The 19,238-nt window shown below is 67.7% G+C and carries 18 protein-coding genes; 9 read left to right on the forward strand and 9 right to left on the reverse strand.

Annotated features, from left to right (window positions below; all coding sequences use genetic code 11):
- Positions 1-20: 20 nt before the first annotated feature.
- Entirely contained in the window at positions 21-449 is a 429-nt protein-coding gene (locus tag F0U60_RS44080) for a hypothetical protein (protein ID WP_395809268.1), read from the reverse strand.
- 105 nt (positions 450-554) lie between these two features.
- Here F0U60_RS44080 and F0U60_RS44085 point away from each other — a divergent pair, with 105 nt between their 5' ends.
- Together F0U60_RS44085 and F0U60_RS44090 are read left to right on the forward strand one after the other, a co-directional pair.
- Positions 555-1,094: a hypothetical protein gene (locus F0U60_RS44085; RefSeq protein WP_395809270.1), complete on the forward strand. Its 540-nt coding sequence runs from the start codon at positions 555-557 to the stop codon at positions 1,092-1,094.
- Between the two features lie 99 nt (positions 1,095-1,193).
- On the forward strand, positions 1,194-2,504 hold the full coding sequence (locus tag F0U60_RS44090) for a hypothetical protein (RefSeq protein WP_395809272.1): 1,311 nt from the start codon (positions 1,194-1,196) through the stop codon (positions 2,502-2,504).
- Between the two features lie 34 nt (positions 2,505-2,538).
- On the opposite strand, the gene F0U60_RS44095 is transcribed toward F0U60_RS44090, so the two are convergent.
- Positions 2,539-3,480: a LysR family transcriptional regulator gene (locus F0U60_RS44095; protein WP_395809274.1), complete on the reverse strand. Its 942-nt coding sequence runs from the start codon at positions 3,478-3,480 to the stop codon at positions 2,539-2,541.
- A gap of 132 nt (positions 3,481-3,612) precedes the next feature.
- On the opposite strand from F0U60_RS44095, the gene F0U60_RS44100 reads away from it, so the two are divergent.
- Both F0U60_RS44100 and F0U60_RS44105 read left to right on the forward strand, forming a co-directional pair.
- On the forward strand, positions 3,613-5,241 hold the full coding sequence (locus F0U60_RS44100; protein WP_395809276.1) for a hypothetical protein: 1,629 nt from the start codon (positions 3,613-3,615) through the stop codon (positions 5,239-5,241).
- Positions 5,238-6,242 carry an NAD(P)H-dependent flavin oxidoreductase gene (locus tag F0U60_RS44105; protein ID WP_395809278.1) on the forward strand — a complete coding sequence of 335 codons (1,005 nt, stop codon included), beginning with the start codon at positions 5,238-5,240 and terminating at the stop codon, positions 6,240-6,242. Before F0U60_RS44100 ends, F0U60_RS44105 begins: the two co-directional genes overlap by 4 nt.
- An 87-nt stretch (positions 6,243-6,329) precedes the next feature.
- On the opposite strand, the gene F0U60_RS44110 is transcribed toward F0U60_RS44105, so the two are convergent.
- The 3 genes from F0U60_RS44110 to F0U60_RS44120 form a co-directional block, all read right to left on the reverse strand.
- Positions 6,330-8,207: an FG-GAP-like repeat-containing protein gene (locus tag F0U60_RS44110; RefSeq protein WP_395809280.1), complete on the reverse strand. Its 1,878-nt coding sequence runs from the start codon at positions 8,205-8,207 to the stop codon at positions 6,330-6,332.
- A gap of 269 nt (positions 8,208-8,476) precedes the next feature.
- A complete protein-coding gene (locus F0U60_RS44115; protein ID WP_395809283.1) occupies positions 8,477-9,040 on the reverse strand; it encodes a GNAT family N-acetyltransferase in 564 nt (187 codons plus the stop codon).
- 94 nt (positions 9,041-9,134) lie between these two features.
- Entirely contained in the window at positions 9,135-11,900 is a 2,766-nt protein-coding gene (locus tag F0U60_RS44120; protein WP_395809286.1) for a hypothetical protein, read from the reverse strand.
- 190 nt (positions 11,901-12,090) lie between these two features.
- Between F0U60_RS44120 and F0U60_RS44125 the strand changes: the two genes are divergently transcribed.
- From F0U60_RS44125 to F0U60_RS44140, 4 genes are all read left to right on the forward strand, one after another.
- Positions 12,091-12,579, forward strand: coding sequence for a GNAT family N-acetyltransferase (locus F0U60_RS44125; protein ID WP_395809288.1), 489 nt, complete (start codon positions 12,091-12,093; stop codon positions 12,577-12,579).
- A 159-nt stretch (positions 12,580-12,738) separates the two neighbouring features.
- The gene (locus F0U60_RS44130; protein ID WP_395809290.1) at positions 12,739-14,127 is read left to right on the forward strand and encodes a hypothetical protein; all 1,389 of its coding nucleotides are present in this window, start codon (positions 12,739-12,741) and stop codon (positions 14,125-14,127) included.
- A gap of 44 nt (positions 14,128-14,171) precedes the next feature.
- Complete coding sequence (locus F0U60_RS44135) at positions 14,172-14,438, forward strand: hypothetical protein (protein WP_395826035.1); 267 nt, start codon at positions 14,172-14,174, stop codon at positions 14,436-14,438.
- Entirely contained in the window at positions 14,435-14,800 is a 366-nt protein-coding gene (locus tag F0U60_RS44140; RefSeq protein WP_395825709.1) for a WD40/YVTN/BNR-like repeat-containing protein, read from the forward strand. Before F0U60_RS44135 ends, F0U60_RS44140 begins: the two co-directional genes overlap by 4 nt.
- On the opposite strand, the gene F0U60_RS44145 is transcribed toward F0U60_RS44140, so the two are convergent.
- Positions 14,797-15,687, reverse strand: a complete 891-nt coding sequence (locus tag F0U60_RS44145) for an alpha/beta fold hydrolase (protein WP_395809292.1) — start codon at positions 15,685-15,687, stop codon at positions 14,797-14,799. The genes F0U60_RS44140 and F0U60_RS44145 overlap by 4 nt on opposite strands.
- Before the next feature lie 250 nt (positions 15,688-15,937).
- On the opposite strand from F0U60_RS44145, the gene F0U60_RS44150 reads away from it, so the two are divergent.
- Positions 15,938-16,168 carry a hypothetical protein gene (locus F0U60_RS44150; protein ID WP_395809294.1) on the forward strand — a complete coding sequence of 77 codons (231 nt, stop codon included), beginning with the start codon at positions 15,938-15,940 and terminating at the stop codon, positions 16,166-16,168.
- A 199-nt stretch (positions 16,169-16,367) separates the two neighbouring features.
- Here the strand turns inward: F0U60_RS44150 and F0U60_RS44155 are convergent, their stop codons facing one another.
- The 3 genes from F0U60_RS44155 to F0U60_RS44165 all read right to left on the reverse strand — a co-directional run bounded on the left by F0U60_RS44155 (position 16,368) and on the right by F0U60_RS44165 (position 19,192).
- Positions 16,368-16,637: a hypothetical protein gene (locus F0U60_RS44155; protein ID WP_395809296.1), complete on the reverse strand. Its 270-nt coding sequence runs from the start codon at positions 16,635-16,637 to the stop codon at positions 16,368-16,370.
- Positions 16,638-16,770: 133 nt separating this feature from the next.
- Positions 16,771-17,964: an MFS transporter gene (locus tag F0U60_RS44160; protein WP_395809298.1), complete on the reverse strand. Its 1,194-nt coding sequence runs from the start codon at positions 17,962-17,964 to the stop codon at positions 16,771-16,773.
- Positions 17,965-18,019: 55 nt separating this feature from the next.
- Positions 18,020-19,192 (reverse strand): L-tyrosine/L-tryptophan isonitrile synthase family protein, encoded by a 1,173-nt coding sequence (locus tag F0U60_RS44165; protein ID WP_395809300.1) that lies wholly within the window; start codon positions 19,190-19,192, stop codon positions 18,020-18,022.
- Between the last annotated feature and the right edge of the window lie 46 nt (positions 19,193-19,238).

The following is a 19,238-nucleotide window of genomic DNA, read 5'->3' on the forward strand; positions in this document are numbered from 1 at the left end:
GCCACACCTCGCGGTCCGGACTACCCCTCGTCTCCGTCGTAGTACGCCTCCTGGGACGCCGTGTACTGGTCAACGGAGAAGCCATCGAGTTCCCCGGACACCTCATTCGTGAGGAGACGCCTCAACGCGGCTTCCGCCTCGTCGGAACCGAGCTCCCGTAAATACCTTTTCGTCCTCTCCAATCCCGCACCACACAGGAGCTGGAGGTCGATCGATGCGTCCGCATCCATGCTGGAGGTCTTTGCCCGCCAGATTCTCGGCACGTCCTCGAGCAGCCCAGCCCGAAACAGCAGAAAGCAGCACAGCCGCATGACCTGTGTGTCTCCGCCCCCCTGCCCCTGACGCTCTCGCTGCGTCTCGGCGTCCAGGACAGCGCGAACCTCCTCGAGCTGCTCGGCAGCGGGACTCAAGCCGAACCGGCGGAGACATTCCTCTTCTGTCAGGCGCATTCTCCTCCCTCTACCTCGCCGCCTGGAGCTCCTACAAATCGTCCGCCCCCCTTCCTGGCTCCACCCCTGCTCGAAGAAGGCTTTTTTCGTATCTTCGGGGCTCCCATGCCCGACCGCACGCCCCCACAGACGCCCCGTGATGCCCTCGCCGTGGAGACAATCCACCTCCGGGAGGCGCTCGAACTCGACGCGGAGTGGGAGCGGCTCGAGGTGAGGCCCCTCCCCGCTCCCGGGCCGCAGACGGACTCGGAGCTGACGGCGGCACTCAATGCCTTCTTTGTCGAGCTCGAGCTCCCCGAGCTAGGCCTGGACTGGCGAGAGGAGGGGTGGCACGAGCTGCACCACGAGGAAGCCGTGCGTCTGCTGACGTACCTGCTGTCGCAGACCATGGCCTATGACATGCCCAAGCGGGAGCATCCCGAGGCCCGGGAGGGTGCCCTCTCGTTCTTGTCCCTCTTCGGCCCCGACAGCCGCGTCCTGACAAACTCCACCCTCTACACCGTGCTGCTGCCGGACGGCTCTCCACCCACAAGCGGGCTGTGCTACTCCTCCGGCGCCTCCCTGACCTCGGCCACGTTCGAGGGCGGCGTCGTCGCCGTGGGCGCGGGCCGTATGGGCCTGCTCTGGTTCACCGACGAGGACTGAGCTCACGCGGCGAGTCAAGGCATACGCCGGTGCCAGCACACCTTGTCGCAAGCAACACCCACGCTCACCTTCGCTCCGGTTCTTCGTGGAGGAAGGCTCGTGAGACCGTTTGGCTGTCTGGTTGGATTGTCGGCCGTCGCACTTCTCGCTTGTGGGACCTCACCGGAGTTGGACGCGGACTCCGCGCCCACCCAGGCCGAGGGGGCGGCGTTGCCCGTGCTGGCTCCGGGTTCGAGCGCCTGGAGTTACAGCGAGCCGCGGCTGGAGTACCGGGGCAATCGCCGGGCCTCGGCAGTGGCGGTCGATCGCCAGGGCAATGCCTATGTCCTGGCGGCCTTCGACCCGGCGGAGGAGTATAAATTTTCGCTCCTGTCGTTTGATCCCTCGGGGCAACAGCGGTGGCGACGCGACTTCCCGGCCAGGTTGGGCCCCGAGTTCGACATCACCACCGACTTCTGGGGGAACGTCTTCATCGCGAGCAGCTCGGACCCCTCGCTCGACCTGGGCGGCGGACCCCTGGGCACCCGGGCCTTCGTGGCGAAGTTCTCCTCCTCGGGTTCCTTCCTCTGGCAGAAGCCCCTCTGTGACAGCGCCGAAGTGTTTTCGGTGACGACCGACTCCACCGGAGCCGTCTGGCTCGGCGGTTCCGTTGCCAAGGGGTGCAACATCGGTGGCGGCCCGCTCTGGGAGCTCAACGACAGCGCCCAGGGCTTCATCGCCAAGTTCGACGCACTGGGTGAGTACGTCTTCTCGCGCGCCATCGGCGGGAGAGGCGATCGGGTCATCGTCCAGGACCTCGCGGTCACGGCGGACAATGGCGTCGTGGTCGTGGGCGGCCGCTATGTCTTCTCCGAGTCGGAATACATCCGTCCCTTCATCTCCAAGTTCGCCAGCAACGGTCCGCACAGGTGGTTCCGCGAGTACCCGGAGGCCTATGGCGAGTTCTGGGACGTGGACGTGGACCAGGACCAGCTCGTGGTGGTGGGCACATACTCGTTGGACTTCGTCTTCAAGGGGGTGAGCTACCCGGCGACCAGCATCTTTGGCACGGGGCTGGTGGTCACATACACCAGCGCAGGGAGCGAGACGTGGCTGCGGCGCCTGGGGAGCTGGGTCAAGGCAGTGAGCGCCCGGGCGGGACAGGTGGCGGTGCTCGCGTCGGTGGGCTCCAGCAGCCAGCCCCTGCCCTTCCCCGAGCAGGTCGACGTGAGCGGCAATGACGGAGTGCTGGGCCTCTATCAGGCCAACGGGACGCCCATCCGCGCGCGGGGAATCGGGCGCTACCACCAGTCGGGCTGGGACGTGGCCTTGAGCCCCATCGGTGTGGCCACCGTGACGGGGAACGAGGACAACGTGTCGGACCCCACCGGGTATACGGCCACGCTAAACGTCTTCGGCCTCGTGCCCTAGTTGTTGGTTGATAGCTGCACGACCGCCTCCGGGCTCACCGCCCGGAAACCTTGTCCTTGACGCCGCCGCGCATCCAGGCGTCCCAGGGAAGGGGCTCGGCGAGGTGATCGACGAGGAAGTCCACGAGGGTGCGCACCTTGGGCGAGAGATAGCGTCGGCTCGGATAGACGGCGTAGAGAGTGAGGGACGGCACCGGGTAGTCCGGCAACAGCCGGACGAGGCGGCCCTGCCGCAGCTCCTCGCCCACCAGGAACGTGGGCTCCTGGATGATGCCCCGTCCCGCCACCGCCGCCGCACGCAGGGAGTCCCCGTTGTTGCTGGCGAGCCGGCCCTGGATGGACACCTGGACGCGCCCCGAGGGCCCCTCGAACTCCCACACGCCGCGCAACGCGTCGTACGTGTAGCACAGGCACTCGTGGTGACGGAGCTCCTCTGGCGTGCGGGGCACCCCATGCCGCTTGAGATAGGCGGGCGCAGCGCAGGCCACCAGGCGCATCACGGCCAGCGGCCGGGCCACCAGCGTCGTCTTCAATTCATGGGTGATGCGCAGAGCCAGGTCATAGCCCTCCTCGACCAGGTCCACCATGCGATCCGACAACGACAGCTCCAGCTTCACCTCCGGGTAGCGCTCCATGTAGTCCAGGAACAGCGGCGTGAGGTGCTGGACGCCAAAGGACACCGGCGCCGCCACCCGCAGCAAGCCCTGGGGCCGCCCCTCCGCCGAGGAGATGGTCAGCTCCGCCTCGTCCAGGTCGTTGAGGATCTGTGTGCAGCGCTCGTAATAGCTCCGCCCGCTGTCGGTGAGATACAGCCTGCGCGTCGTGCGATGCAGCAGCCTCACGCCCAGCCGCGCCTCCAGCTCGGCCACCTGCCGCGACGCAGCCGTGGCCGAGATGCCCAGCCGCTCCGCCGCTCGCGAAAAGCCTTCCAGCTCCACCACCTTCGCGAATACCCGCATGGCCTGAAAAACATCCATCCCCTGATTCCACCATTTTTCGGGATAATGATTTTACCAGAACCCCATTTTTCGACGCCCAGGGAGAGGTGTATCGATTCAGCCCTTCACCACTGCTTGCTGGCCCAGCCCCCACCCCGCGAGGAGTCGATCATGCAAGAAGCCCTGGAACACCTGGACGCCCTTTCGCGCGAGCTGGGCGGACATGCGCTCTACCGTTGGATTGGCGACTCGCACCTGAAGGAGTCGCGGCGGCACTACGACTGCTTCATCCCCCTGTTCGGCTTTGTGATGTCCTTTCCCTTCTACAACGAGCGTTATCTCGCATTTCGCAAGAATGAGAAGGGGTCGGAGCAGGACGCGAAGCTCAAGGACGCCATCAACCAGCACGCGCTAGAGGACCGGACGCATGCGCGGCTCTTCCTGGCGGACTTCCGCCGGCTGGAGCTGGACGCGCTGTGGGGCACCCAGCGCGCCAGCTCGTTGATGTGGGCGCTGTGGATGTCACCCATGCTCGACCCGGGACGCGCCGTGGAGAGCCAGCGCATCCAGGAGATCGTCGGTGACGAGGCGGCGGAGCCCGCCTACCGCTACCTGCACGTGGAGCAACTCGAGCAGGACGGCCACCTGCTCTTCTCCGCCACGACGAGACAGGCGCAACAGGTGGAGCAGCAGACGGGCATCACCCCGGTCTACTTCGGCATGCACCACCTGGAGCGGGAGTCGGGAGACGTGGGCGCCTCGGAGTCCGAGCTGGTGACGTTCTCGGGCGAGCAGCGCGAGCGGGCCCTGCGGCTGGTGGAGCGCAAGCATGCGCTGTCGGTGGAGATGAACGACTTCATGCACCGCTTCGTCCAGACGGCGGAGGAGGCCGGAGGGCCGGGTCCGCTGCTCATGCGCGAGCGGCACGAGCGCACGCGGCTCGTTCGCGAGCAACTGGCCGCGTACCAGGCCGGCCAGCTTCCGGCACCGACGTGGAATCCCCGGCCCGACACGTTCACCGAGCAGGGAGAGCTCATCGCCGCCTGGCACCGCCACCACGCCGACTTCGTGGGCCACCCCATCTCCGCCATGATGCGCGAGGCGCGGGGGAAGGAGGCGGTCTTCATGCTGCGCTGCGCGGCGCTGCTGTTCGCCCCCCGCATCAGCGCGCTGCATACCTTCTACCTCCAGGACTGTCAGGTGCAGGAGCCCGCCACGGAGCCCGGCACCCCCACGGTGGACTTCCTGCGCCGCACGTTCTCCACCGAGGCCGAGCTGTTCCTGCATGACTGGGAGGTGCTGGACATGGATGCCCGCCTCCCCTGGACGCCCGCGGAGCTGCTCGAGTGGTGGTTCTTCGACAAGGTGTATGGCCGGCCGGAGATGGAAGCCCTGCACGAGTTCCGGCGCGAAACGCTGCGCCATCCGAACGATCCCCTGCACAAGTACTGGGCCATCATGTCCGTGCACTTCATGTCGCGCGCCTTCTTCGGCAACCTGCGCGCGCTCACGGAGCGCTTCGCGGCAGACCACCCGACGAGCCCGCCCCTCATCTATCTCGAGGGCACGCACCACCTGCTCTACGGACAGATGGCGCGGGACTGGCGGGAGCCCACCTGCCCTACCTCGCTCGCCCACCTGCCGGTAACCTACGCGCAGCGGCGCGAGGTGCTGCGGATGATGGACACGTTCGCCACGTACGGCCGCCAGCAGTTCGACAACCTGGCCCGGGCCCTGAGCACGGACCGGGAGCACTTCGCATTCCTGCTCGACAAGGCAGAGGAGACGGCCTCGGCATGAAGACCCGGATCACCCAGCAGTACGGACTGGACGTCCCCATCATCAGCGCTGGCATGGCCTTCCTGGCGGGGCCCGCGCTGGCGGCAGCGGTGAGCAACGCGGGCGGACTGGGCACGCTGGGCGGGGCGATGCTGCCGCCGCCCGCCCTGGGCGCCATGGTGCGGGCCACCCGGGAGCTGACCGCGCGCCCCTTCGGCGTGGACCTGATCGGCGACTTCGTGGAGGACGCCCACATCGAGGTGCTGGCCGAGGAGCGGGTAGCGGTGGTGGTGTTCTTCTGGACCCTGCCCCGGCGCGCGCACGTGGAGCGGCTGCGGAGCGCGGGCACGCGAGTGTGGATGCAGGTGGGCTCGGTGGCGGAGGCGCGTGAGGCGGCGTCCTTGGGGGCTGACGCGATCATCGCGCAGGGCGCGGAGGCCGGCGGGCACAACCGTGCGGAGGCGAGCACCTTCGCGCTGCTGCCGGCGGTGCGCGCGGCGGTGGCGCCGCTGCCGGTGATCGCCGCCGGGGGAATCGTGGATGGCCGCGGGCTGGTGGCGGCGCTGGCGCTCGGGGCGGAGGCGGTGTGGTGTGGCACCCGCTTCCTGGCCAGCGTGGAGGCCCAGGCCCATGACGAGTACAAGCGCCGGGTGCTGGCCGCGGGCGTGGGAGACACGGTGCGCACCACCCTCTTCGGCCCCGAGTGGCCCGGCCAGGCCATGCGCGTGCTGCACAACCGCGCGGTGCGCGAGTGGGCCGGCCGGGAAGCCGAGGCCCTGGCGCTGCCGGCCTCCAAGCCCATCGGTCACACGCTGCTGGGAGACCAGCGCGTGCCCCTCCCCCGCTTCTCCGCGCTCCTGCCCACCGTGCACACCGAGGGCGACTTCGAGGAGATGGCCCTGACGGTGGGCGAGGCGTGCGGCAACCTGCGCGAGCTGCGCCCGGCCGCCGAGCTCGTCTCGGCGATGGCGGCGGAGGCCCGCGAGGTGCTCGCCACCCTCAGCCAGGTGGTGGGCGGCTGAAGCCCCTATGCCTGAGATGCATGTCTACGAAAGCGAAAGCCCCTCGCCAGGGAGACTCCTCACGAGGGGCTTCGAGGACTCTGGTGCCTACAGCGCGCCGAGGTCCCAGTTGGTCGAGCTGGTCAGATACGAGGTGGAATAGGACCTGTGCGTCCGGGCGGCGAACTGTCCGACGTTGTCCCAGAGCTGGATGATATCCGTCTGCCGGTCGTTGTTGACGTCACCCGCCACGAACCGCAGCGCGGACCCCATCGCCTGGATGCCCGAGGTATTCGAGTAGATCTCGTACCCGGTTCCGGTGGAGTGCCAGACGATGATCCGGTGGAAGCCGCTGTCGCGCCAGATCTGGAAGATGTCCGTCCGGCCATCGGCATCGGTATCCCCGGTGAGCCACTCCACAGCACCGTAGCCGGCCGGCAGGGTCGAGCCCCACGTCGTCGAGTACCCGGTACCGGACGACTGGTGCACGATCATGCCCAGCCAGCCGTTGTTATCCCAGAGCTGGACGATGTCTGTCCGCTGGTCGTTGTTGACGTCGGCGGTAAGGAACCGGATGGCCGGAGCGCCCGCGCTCACGCCCGTGGTATCGCCGTAGGACTCGTAGCCGGTGCCATTGGAGCGCCAGACGATGATGGCGAGCGCGCCATTGTTGTTCCACAGCTGGAAGATGTCCGTCTTGCCATCCGCATCCACGTCACCGGTGAGCCACTCCATGGCACCGGAGCCGGCCGGCAGGGTCGCGCCCCACGTCGTCGAGTACCCGGTACCAGACGACTGGTGCACGATCATGCCCAGCGAGCCGTTGTTATCCCAGAGCTGGACGATGTCTGTCCGCCGGTCGTTGTTGACGTCGGCGGTAAGGAACCGGATGGCCGGAGTGCCCGCGCTCACGCCCGTGGTATCGCCATAGAGCTCGTAGCCGGTGCCATTGGAGCGCCAGACGATGATGGCGAGCGCGCCATTGTTGTTCCACAGCTGGAAGATGTCCGTCTTGCCATCCGCATCCACGTCGCCGGTGAGCCACTCGACGGCACCCGAACCCGCCGGGAGGCTGTTGGACGACCAGCCAGGGGTGAAGCCCGAGCCATTCCCGAGGCTCACGGACATACCGAGTGTGCCATTGACGTCACGCAGGTGGACGAGGTCCGTCCGTCCATCGCCGTTCACGTCGACACCGGGAAGCTGCCGGTCCAGCGTCCCGAGATACCAGGCCGACTGGCCATACACGGACTGCACGCCGACGATGTCCAGCGCACTGAGCCGGCCGGAGCCGTTCCCACCACTGTTGCAGTAATGCATGGTGGATTCCCGGTCGTAACCGCTCGCATAGGTGCCTCCCGACACGACCTCGGTGGTCCTGCAGTACTCGGGATCGTTCTCGCGGATATCCGGGTTGTCGGGACGGACATGCTCGTGCTCGAAGCCGAGCACGTGGCCGAACTCATGCACGGCGAGGTACTCGATGCGGCCCTGGGACGCAGAGGTGCCAATCGCAATATGCACGCTGTGCCCTTGCGCCGCCGTGCGGAACGCGGCGTTCATCCCCACGTGCGCACTGCCGCCTCCGCTCGCGTCGGTTCCCGCATTCACCAGGACGCGGACGAACCGCTGCGACCCCGAGGTCGGGCACGCCCCGAAGCCGGTGAACACCAGGTTCGTATAGCGCGCCCAGGTGTCCCGGAGGGCGTTCGCGATGACCTGCTTCTCATTCTCGAAACCGGCCTCGACCCAACAGACCGGAACCGTGTTCTGGTTGTCGGTCCAGAGCGTTGCCCCACCCCGGATGTAGAGTGAGCCCTTGGTCTGGACGAGCTCGACCTCCTGTCCATCACTGCCAATCACCTTGTCGCTGGTGCAGCCCGCCAACATGCTGCCCACCGCCAGGTTGCACATCACCCAACCCCGAAGCGCGCGACGCCCATACCCACACAGGGCGGATACACGCGTATCCATCGTGCCACTCATGACCTGACTCCTGATGAAAGATTTCGTCCATGCCCATTGGGCAATCCTGGACGCCGGCCCTCACTGCAGTGCTCGTCCCCTCTGCTTTTGTGAATACGCGTTGTCGTTGCTCCGCCGGCCTGGGCGCACGCGTTCTCCCGCAGGGGGCGTGACGGCAGCGTGACCGGCTCCGTCGCGGGTTTGCTCACGGGGGAATGCCAGGCACGGCGTGGGTCCACCCACTGAGGAAGAACCCGGGCACTGCTCGGCAAGGCTCATCCCTCTCCGTCTTACGCTCCCGGCCGCCACTCCGGCCGTAGCAGCCCGTACAGCACCGCGTCCTGGATCTCTCCGTTGAGGAAGTAGCGCTGACGCTGGTAGCCCTCGCGCTGGAAGCCCAGGCCCTCGAGCACTTGCATGGAGCTCGTGTTGCGCGGGTCCACGTCCGCCTCCAGCCGGTGCAACTCGAGTGAGATGAAGCCGAACTCCACCACCCGGGCCACCGCCTCACGCCCGTAGCCGTGGCCCCAGTGCGCGCGGTTCAACGCGTAGCCGAGACTCGCGCGCCGGTGCTGCCCGCTCAGGTCCGACAGGGTGCAGGTGCCAATGATCCGGTCGTCCTCGCGCCGGGCGAAGCCCCACTGGAAGAGCGAGCGCTCGGCGAAGGCCTCGTGGATGTTCCCCAACAGCTTCTCCGCCTGCGCCCGCTCGGTGTACGCGGACCAGCTCCAGTAGCGTGTCACCTCGGGATGGGAGAAGAGCTCGAAGAGCGCGGGAATGTCGGCCTCCGTCATCCAGCGCAGGCGCAGGCGGGGCGTCTCCAGGGTGGGCAGGGTCGAAGCACCGGAAAGCATGATGTTCCCCAGCTTAGAGCACTCGCGCCTCCAAGTGATTTGATACGAGGCCCCCTCTCCCACGCACGGGAGAGAGGGCCCCGCTCCAGCGCCGCTATTGCGGAACGATGGAGAACGCGATGTCCCGCATGTCGATGCCGGGCCCGCGGATGCGCAGCTTGCCCTCCACCCGGGTGATGCTCTGGTTGGACGGGTCCACCTGTGTGACCGAGCCCACCACCTCCGAGGCATCCGCCACGCTGGTCCCAAAGAGCGGCATCGCGAAGGGCTGCACCAGCCACAGGTTCCCATCCAGCCGCGACCAGACCTGCTGACGCTGCTGGCTGCCCGAGCCCTGGGGAAGGACCGTCAGGGTGAGCCCACCCGGACGGGAGGCCTCGGCCGTCTCGAGCACGAAGTCCACGGGCGTGGTGCCCCCGCGCCCTGGAACATGGACCGTCATGCGCATCGTCCGGGGCCAGGTGCCCGCGGCCGGCTTCGCGACGGTGAACTCGCTCCCGAGCTCGCCCCAGAGTGAGCCTCCGGAGAGGAACGGCAGGCCCGGCAGCACCCGGAAGCGGTAGCGGGCCCCCTGCGCGAGTGGCGCCGCCGGCACGAACGTGAGCCGTCCACCCTGGACTTCCACGGCGCCGGCCACGCGCTTGCCGAGCGCGTCCTCCAGCACCACGTACTCCGCCGCCACCTCGGCGGCCGTCTTCCCCTGGGCGTCATCCACCGGGTCCGCGAAGGCCACGGATGGGCGCACGTCCGGGTAGACACCTTCGTCGCTGTCGATGTCCGGCCAGAGGCCCATGGGCGCCCCACCCTTCGGCGTCAGCTCGCGCAGGAACGCCAGGAGGTCCGCGCGCTCCTCGGCGCTGAGCGACACCTTCACGTAGTCGATCGCCACATCCAGGGCGGCCTCCAGGCTCCGGGCCTTCGCGCCCACGAAGTAGACGCCGTGGCGGTAGGTGCCCAGGAGCGAGGGGATGTCGGCCGGCTCACCGGACTTGCCCTGCGTGACATAACCGCGCGACGTGTACAGCGGCGGCGTGTGGCAACCCGAGCAGGCGGCCTTGCCCTCGAAGAGGGCCTTTCCGCGCAGGGCCGCCTCGGTGTAGCTGCCATCCAGCCGGGTGTGGCCCGTGGCCCTGGGCGCGCCGAGCAGCGAGCCCAGGAAGGCCTGGAGTCCAAGCGCCTCCTCGGGCGTGGCCGGACGCGACACGATGGACGCGGGCCCCTGGTAGCCGAAGTTCTCGGAGCTGGAGACGTAGGCGCCCCACTCCAGCGGCGTGGTGGCGTCCAGCAACTGCAGCGGCCGGACGTTGTGCCAGATGGACGGTCCGAAGCGCCACACCATGCCATCGTTCTGTGTCTCCACATGACAGCTCGAGCAGGAGTGGTTCGCCGCGAAGCCTCCACCGGGCCGGGTGAAGACGCGCTCGCCGAGCGCCACGTTCGCGGGACGCGGATCCTCCGCGAGCTTCACCTTCTGGACCACCGTTCCATCCGCGCGCAGCACCCACAGCTCGAAGCTCTGGAAGCAGTGGACGGCCACCGTGCCCGCGGCATCCAGCGCCACCATCTGCCGGGCCCCCGGTCCCACCGCGACCCGAGCCTTCTCGGCGAGCGTGTTCCGGTCGAGCGCCACGACCATGTCCGAGGACTCGGAGGAGACCCACAGCGTGTCCCCCACCGCGAGCACCCCCGCGGGATTGACCACGGGGCCCCCGGAGCCGGCCTGGCGCGTCAGATCTGCGCGCCGCAGCACGCCCGGCACCTCGGCGTCCGCATCCACCACCACCACCTCGTGCACGAAGGGCTTCGCCGTGGCGTCCGCCTGCGAGGGCTCGGGGTCTCCATCGGTCGCGGCGACATACAGCTCGGTACCGTCCTCGGAGAGCGCCAGGGCCCGCAGATCGGCGGACACACCGTCCACGGTGGCGATCGTCGTCAGCGACGCGGTGTCGACGACCGAGATGTCCTGGTCGTCCCCCGGCCCGTACGTGCCGCGCGTGTCCTTGACGCGGTTGCCGGAGCGGTACGAGGCCACGAAGAGCCGTCGGCCGTCCGGGGAGAGCGCCAGAGCCCGGGGATCGAACCCCACCTCCACCTGCGCCACGACCTCGCGCACAGCGAGGTCCACCACCGCCACCCGGCGCTGCGTGGCCAGCGACACGTACAACCGCCGGGCGTCCGGCGAGAGGGCCAGACCGGAGGGCTCGTCCCCTACCCAAAGGGAGTCCACGAGCACGCCGCGCGCCCTGTCGATGAAGCCCACGGTGTCGCTGCCGCGCTGGGCGACGAGCACATAGGGCAGCGGCTCGCGCCACGCCAGCGCCGAGGGCCACGCGCCCACGGTCACCTCACCCTGCTGGCTCCAAGACGTGCCGTCCACCCGCGCGAGCCGGCTCACCGTGTAGGACGCACCGTTCGCGGTCCACAGCTCCTCCCCGACACGCACCACGCCGGACAGGGGCGTCAGGTAGTGGTTGCGGAAGCGCTCGGCCGGAGAACGTGCCACGACGTGGAGCGACACCTCGGAGTTGCGCAGCTCGCCCAGCCGGAGGACGTAGTCGCCGGGCATGTCCGGAGTGAAGCGCGGCTCGGGAGCGCCCCGCGTGTAGGCGGTGTTGCGGCTGCCCTCGGGCGCGGATACGACCTGCCACTCCAGGGTGGAGGGACACCGCGCGTCCTGCTTCAGCCGAGGCAGGTAGAAGGTCTCGCCCAGGGTATGGGCGCGCGAGTTCTGCAGCGGGAGCAGCGCCTCGGCGCAGCTCGGCTCCGGGCTCGGCTCCGGGTCCGGCTCGTCACGGCACGCATTGGCCGACAGCAGCAACACGGACGCGGAACAGAAGAGGAGGAAAGGATTGGCTCGCATGGGACCCCTGGATAGAGGCTCCACCCCTCGCGAGCAACGTCCTTGTGCTCGCCAGGCGCCGCACGCCAGGAGGGAGTGTCTGGTACGCCTGCCGCGCATCCTCGGGCCCTCGCCTGGAGATGCCGGCACCCGCGCCGACGCCGGGCCGTACGGGACAACCTGACGCTGCGTCAGGTGTAAGGTCACCGAAGTGAGACTGCCCCCGTTCCCGTACCAGGCCATGCACATCCGCCCCATCACCTCCTCGGATCACACGTTCATCCTCGGGCTTGCCAACCGCTTTACTGACTTCCCGCTGCCGCCGGGTCGCCCGAGGGATGTTGTCGAGGCCGGCATCCTCCGAGACCTCGAGCGCCATGTGGAGGAGCGGCCGGCAAACTCCTTCTTCTTCATTCTGGAGGAAGACGATGGCACCCGTGCCGGCTTCATTCACCTTCTGATGATGGAGGACTTCTTCAGCGGCGGTCGCAATTGCCATGTCTCGGATCTGGCGGTGGCGCAGGGGCATGAGGGGCGCGGCCACGCACGCCGACTGCTGGCGTTCGCCGAGGAGTTCGGGAGGGAGCAGCGCTGCGAACGGCTGACGCTGGCCGTCTTCCCGGGAAACGAGCGCGCGCGGAAGCTCTACGAGACAGCGGGTTGGAACTACGAGCTGCTGCGAATGAGCAGGCCGCTCTGACCTGGAGCGCGCTCCCGCTCCAGAGGAGTCACGCCGGGTTCACCCATTCGCGACAATCGCGGGGGCCTTCACGTCAGCGGGACATGCTACCGGTACGTGCGCTCGCGTCATGGGCCGGCCATGGCACGAGCCACTCAACCAGGAGAGGAGTCACTCGATATGCAGTGGCGTGATGGAATGGGAGTCGTGCTGGCGGCAGTGGTGGGTCTGGGCGCGGGTGACGCGCTCGCGCAGCCTGGCGCGCACCTGTGGAGCCTGAGCTTCGGAGACATCTCGCAGCAGGGGGTGGAGGACGTGGCGGTGGATGCCTCGGGCAACACCGTGCTGGTCGGTGAGTACGGCGGAGGCGCGTTCGACCTGGGTGGCGGAGCGCTGCCTCCCAACAACTATTACTGGAACCTGTACGTGGCGAAGCGGGACGGCACGGGCGCGCACGTCTGGAGCCGCGCCATCCCCGGCGTCAGCGACGACGACTTCGGCTTCGTCGACTACGAGCGCCAGCTGGCGGTGGACGCGGCCGGCAACATCCTCCTGGCCGGCAACTACTACGGCACGCCGGACTTCGGCTGCGGCCCGCTTTCCCAGGGTACGGGCAGCGTGTTCGTGGTGAAGCTGAGCCCGACGGGCGCCTGCGTGTGGAGCCGGGGCTTCCCTGGCGCCTACGTGAATACGCCGCGCATCGCGGTGGACGGCACGGGCCGCGTCGCGGTGGCTGGCTTCTTCAATGGCACGCTCGACTTCGGCGGCGGCGCGCTCTCCAGCACCCAGGGCCTCTTCCTCGCCCGGCTGAGCGCCTCCGGGCGGCACCTGTGGAGCAAGCGCTTCGAGCCCACCAGCGGCGGCACCTTCGCCCCGCGGGCACTGGGCATCGCCTCGGATGGCACGGGCAACGTGCTGCTCACCGGCGGCTTCAGCGGCTACGTGAGCTTCGGCGGCACCGCCATGCGCAGCCGTGGTGGGCAGGACCTCTTCGTCGCCCGCTTCAACCCCACGGGCGGCCTCACGTGGGGCCGCCGCTTCGGTGACGCGGCGGACCAGGTGGGCCATGGCATCGCCTCGGACGCGGCGGGCAACGGGTTCGTCACCGGTGGCTTCGGCGGCACGCTGGCCATGGACACCGTCGTCCTCGGCGCGGGCTCGGCGTCGGACGCCTTCGTCGTGAGGCTCGACACCACGGGCCATGGCGTGTGGGGCCGCCGCTTCACGGATGCCTCGGGGACGCAGCACGGCGCGCAGGTGACGGTGGACGCGGCCGGCAACATCGCCGCCAGCGGCGAGTACACCGGCGCCATCGACCTGGGCGAGGGCCCGCTGCCGGGCTCGGGCAACGTGCGGCGCTACGTCGCGAAGCTCGACGGCGCGGGCGGCCTGCTCTGGGGCCTGGCCTTCGTGGGTGACGGCTTCGACCTGCACACGGCGGTGGACGCCGCTGGGGACGTGCGCGTGGCCGGCAGCTACACCGAGAACGTGTCGCTGGCGGGCGTGCCCTACACCGCGCAGGGCGGGTTCGGCGCGTACGACATCTTCGTCGCGCGCTTCAGCCACTGACGGAGGCCGCTCCCGGCGCCGGAGCATCCAGACATGATGGGCCCGTGATGATGATGCTCGCGGGACTGTTGATGGCTCTTCCCGGGGCCGCGGAGGACTCGCCGCTGCCCTCGGTGGACCTGGGCGTCCGCGAGCTGGGCGCCTGGTCGCTGTCCCTCGTCAGCCGGCGCACGGACACGGACTGGTGGTGCCAGCCCCGGACGATCTCTGGGTCTATGACCTGGAGCGAGCTGGCGGGCGCACGTGGATATGTGGCTCGTCCGGACGCATCTACCGCAGCGACGACGCCGGAGCGACCTGGGAGGAGCTGAAGGGAACCCCCTTCAACACCCAGGATCGCTGCATGGACATGTCCTTCCTGGACCGGGAGCGCGGCTGGGCCGTAGGGCTGGAGGCCTCCTTCTGGGAAACGGAGGATGGCGGGACGACGTGGCGCCGCCCGGAGCCTCCCCATCAGCCGCCTCGGAAGCTGACCGAGGGCTTCACGCTTCCCTCGGAGCTGCGCCACGTGGTGCGGCTCACTCCCGGGGTGGCATGGCTCCAGGCGTGGGTCGGCTGGAAGGAAGACCAGGTCTTCCTGACCCATGACGAGGGACAGAGCTGGTTCTCCGTGGGCCGCGGCCCGTGCGCTGGAAGCCGCTTCACACTGAGTGGCACCGCGCCGCAGCGCTAGTTCTCCAGCATGAACTCGCGAAGGAACTGCGTGACGAGCTCCGGCTTCTCCAGGGTGACCGAGTGGTCCGCATCGGGGATGCGCCGGAAGGTGAGGTCCTGCACGTACTCCTCCAACCCCACCTGGCCAGACGGCAAGAGATACGGGTCCATCTCGCCGTGGATGAAGAGCACGGGCAGGCACACCTGAAGCTGCCACGGCGCCAGCCCATCCAACAGATTGCTGCCACCCTGGCTGCCCTGGTCATCGGGAGGACCAATCTCCGCCGCCCGGTAGTAGTTGAGCCCGCCGGTGGTGGCGCCCGGCTGCTTCCAGGCGGCGATCAGCTCAGCCTCGTCCTCGGCGGAGATCTGGGCGCCCAACTGCCGGGCGGCCTCGATCATCCCCTGCCGCCCGAAGGCGTAGTCATCGGCCATGATGAATGCCTCGGCCTCGGGCGAGCGGAAGAGCAGCATGTACTGGCTGGCCTGCTGCTGAGCGGCGTTCTCGCGCAGGTCCCGGTTGAGGAGGGCGGGGTGCGTGATGTTGATGGTGACGAACCGGCGCACGTACTCGGGATGGCGCAGCACGAAGCTCCAGCCCACCAGCGCGCCCCAGTCCTGCGAGACCAGGGTGAACTTCTTGATCTTCAAGTGGTCCGCCAACGCGCGGATGTCCGCCACCAGGTGCTCGATGCGGTACTGCTCGACGTCGGCCGGCTTCGAGCTCAGGTTGTAACCACGCATGTCCGGGGCGATGACCCAGTGGTCCTTGCCCAGCTCCTCGAGCTGCTTCTTCCAGATGCCCCAGTACTCGGGGAAGCCATGGAGGAAGATGATGGGTTCACCGGCACCGTGCGTCACGTAGTGCATGCGGATGCCGTTGATGTCTGCGTACTTGTGTTCCAAGAGAAGACCCTCTCCGGCCTGCTCTGGAACGAGGGAGCGGTCAGCTTCAGGCCCTTGCTCCGCAAGGCGCTGCGCACCGGCTCCAGCCTCCGTGCTGAGGGTGCTCCGCACCTCCTTCTCCCGCTGAGCCTCCGCGAACGCGGGTGTGGCACACACGAGCCATACGGCAACCAGACCAAACCTTCTCAACCCCATGAACATCTCCTCGGGTGGAAACACTGCGGGGAACGCCAGCTCGACGGTGACAGGAGTGGCCACCGCGCTCGAACCAGACACCGAGCAGTATACATTAAAAATTCATGAAAAAATGAAATTCAATGAAACCTTCATTTCACTGAAGGTTCACTGGCGCATGGAGGCGACATCGTCTGATTGCCAATCGTTGAAACATACGATTTCCATCTTCTTGGAAATCGAACACAGACAGCCCGCGGAAGGTGTCGCAGAATGTGTCCGCAGCGGTGATGCCCCCCCTCGATAGCGGCAGGCTCCAACGACCGTCTCCAGCGGAGCCCCGCGCGACGCAGCTCGCCGAGCCGACCCCTCGCCCTGGGTTGGCCCTTGCACCGGGGCCAGGCTCGCACCTGGGCTTTCGCCTGTCTCCACTCCGGGCGCAGGCCAGCACGTCACCGCCGTGCACGCTGCCCGCGGCCTCGGCTGGTACCCTCCGGGGGACGCGCTCACACGTCCGGTGCCGTGGAGCGCAGCGTCTCGGTCCCGCCCAGCTTCGTGACGAGCGCCTTCCCCTCGGGCGTCAGCGACAAGCCCCCGAAGGAGACGGAGACCAGGCGCGCACGTTGCAACTCGTCAATCAGGGCGAGGAGCTCGGGCTTGGAAATCCGCAGTTCCTCCCCCAGCGCATTGACCTCGTCGCGGTTCAACAGGGCTTCACCACGGAAGTCATCAATCGAGTACAAAGCCTGAAGGAAAGCTCGAGACATGTCCGCCATGACTTGCATTCCTGAAACGGTCTTCCTTCAGGATGGGTCGCTGTGGGGGCCCTGGCAGTAGAGAATGGAGTGGGCCTCTGACCCTTCTCTTGGAAGGCGCTGCCGCGTATCTGGGCCTGTCAGGCAGGCCGGCTCACCACGCCCGGGGAGGGGCGGGAGCGCGCGCTGAGCGGCGCCGTTCCAGCGCCAACCAACCGAGCGCCACCGCCACCAGCGCCAGTGGCAGCAGCATGGCGACATTCATCCAGGTCCATCCACCAGTGGTCACCAGCGCCCCGGAGCCGAACGAGCTGATCGTCATGGTCGCATAGATGGTGGTGTCCATGGCGGCCTGCGCGCGGGTCTTCTCCTCCGGCTGATAGGCCTCGGTGAACAGCGCGGTTCCGCCGATGAAGAGGAAGTTCCATCCAATCCCGAGCACCAGCAGCGAAACAAGGAAGTGCATCAGGTCCACGCCCGACAGCGCCACGGCAGCGCAGGCGAGGTTCAGCAGCAGCCCGATCGCCATCACCCACAGCGCACCGAACCGCTTGATGAGCCAGCCGGTGAAGAAGCCAGGCACATACATGCCCAGCACGTGCCACTCGAGCACCAGCGCGGCGTGGCCGAACGAATGGGCGTGTTGTGCCATCGCAATCGGCGTCGCGGCCATCAGCAGGTTCATCACGCCGTAGCCGAGCGCGCTCACCGCGACCGCCACGACGAACACCTGCTGACGGGCCAGGACGGCCAGTGGACGCCCGTCCGCCTTCCCCGGCTCGCCTGCTGGCAGAGCGGGAAACCCGATGCGCGAGATCAACAACAGCGACACCAGTGCCACACCAATCAAGGCAACATAGGCTCCGGCGAACGGCTGGGGCAGCGCATCGCGCGTGAGGAGGGCGAGCTGCGGCCCGGCCACCGCCCCCAGGATGCCACCGGCCAGCACCCAGGAGATGGCACGCTCCTTGGCTGACGGGTGCACCAGCTCAACCGCCGCGAAGCGGTACAGCGAACCGTTCGCGTTGTAGTAGCCGGCGGCGAGCGTCGAGGCGATCAGCAACCAGAACTGGCGCGTCAGTACCGCCAGCGCGCACAGCGCGGCGGTGAACATCGCCACGACCAGACCCAGCTGAAAGGTGCGGCGGCGTCCGAAGCGCCGCTGGTGACGTGCCACCAACGGGGCGCTCAGCGCACTGCCGGCGACATAGGCCATCACCGGCAGCGTCGCCAGCCACGGTGCCGGCGCGAGCGCCAACCCGACCACGCCGTTGATCGCGATGAATGTGACGTTATTCGTCAGGTAGAGGCCCTGACAGAGGGTGAGCAGCAGCAACGGCAGATTCATCGCTCTCATATTGACAGACGGCGCCGCCAAGGTGGGTACCCACTTCGAGACCTGTTCAGCTGACGAGCTGCTCGTAGAAGCGCGTCGTCCCATCGGCATTGAGCACCCGGGTGTACTCCGGGCGGCCGCAGACGAACATCTCCGGCTCCACCGTCAGGGAGCCATTGTGCAACAGCACCCCGATACCGTGGTACGGCAGCAACATCGAGCGGCGCCTGTACTCGGGATACAGCCGCATTCCCAGGACGGGCTTCTTCTTCAGGTGGATCGTCGCCCGCAGAGCGCCCGGAAACTGCCGCTCTTCCCAACGCAGCTCCGCAAGCGCCGCGCGAAGAGCACGGTAGTGCGTCACCGAGTCCCGCAGGGAGGCGAAGACTGTCACCCATTCCGCATAGCGCTGCTCGGGAGGAACGTCCGCGGAGAACAAGTTCCTCATTTCCTCGTACGTGAAGCCGTACTTGCGCGTGTTGATACCCGCGAGCAGGCTGCCGGACAAGCGGCCCACATCCTTGGGGGTAATCCCGTCATTGGAGCGGCCCTTCCAGATCTCATGATAGTGCCGATCGAAGTTCCGCAAGAACTCGTCATGGCAGGGCAGCAGGAACTCCGACATGCTGTGGACGACGACGTTGTGGATACCGAGCTCGCGGACACGGGCAATCAGCCGCTGCTCGTACGTGTGGGCCTCGACCCACGTGATGCCCAACGCGCTCGAGTAGAAGACGCCATCGCTCACGACGTGAATGATCGCGCCGGGTTCATACACGCGCGCGATGAGGTCCGCGATCCAAGAGAGATGGCGCAGACTCACGTCCTCGGCGCCCGATAGCGCCACCGACTCGAATCGCTTCACCGTATTCAGGACGGGCGCGAACGCTGGCAAGACGATCTCGATCGGCCGGCCCACCTCCTGCATGCGGCGGATCCGCTCCCGCACGTCCTCGCTGTCCCGGAACCGCGAGCGCGAATTGAACTGGCAGGTCTCATTGAGCAGCTCGATGATTCTCATCTCGCGGGAGAGCGCCTGGGTCTTCTTCAGGAAGGCCTCCAGCTCGAAGTCAGGAGTTGCCGCCCTGGCGAGCCGCACATCGTCGCTCTCGCAGGTCAGACGGCGGGACTGAGGGCGGAGCCTCGGGTCATCGAGTGGCCACTGAAAACGTCCGATGAGCGCACTCTCGCTGAGGGCCTCACTCACACCGTCGGGCCGAACTTCCAGGGTATTGTTCATGTGGCAACTCCTTCCTTGCACGTGGGTGCACCTCCCAAGCAGCAGG

The organism is Archangium minus (assembly GCF_044360475.1).
In the GTDB taxonomy this organism is placed as follows: domain Bacteria; phylum Myxococcota; class Myxococcia; order Myxococcales; family Myxococcaceae; genus Archangium; species Archangium minus.